Source organism: Cupriavidus sp. SIMBA_020 (assembly GCF_046535395.1).
In the GTDB taxonomy this organism is placed as follows: Bacteria; Pseudomonadota; Gammaproteobacteria; order Burkholderiales; family Burkholderiaceae; genus Cupriavidus; species Cupriavidus campinensis.
The window spans coordinates 1-265 of the sequence record NZ_JAWRWU010000765.1; the positions used below are offsets into that span (position 1 = coordinate 1).

Genomic DNA, 265 nt, shown 5'->3' on the forward strand with positions numbered 1-265 from the left:
GGTCGACACCCTGCGCGGCCGTAACGGCGGCCTGCGGCTCGCGGCGGATTCGCTGTCGCTGAGCGTCGGCACCGTGGTGCGCCACACCGAGAGCGATTTCGCGCTGGTCGGCTGTTTTCCCGACGAACACGGCGAGCGCCGCGGCTGCGTCATCGAACCGCAGTGCCGCCTCAAGCATGCGCTGGCGGCCGCGCGCGACGCCTTCCTCGCCGAACTCGATCGCCACACCATCGGCGAGCTGGCGCAACCGGAGCATGAACTGAGC

At 70.6% G+C, this 265-nt stretch carries 1 protein-coding gene; it reads left to right on the plus strand.

Features of this window, described 5'->3' with window-relative positions; all coding sequences use genetic code 11:
• Window positions 1–265, plus strand: a 265-nt coding sequence (locus SB751_RS31410) for an Rrf2 family transcriptional regulator (RefSeq protein WP_410749198.1), incomplete at both ends; no start/stop codon positions are given.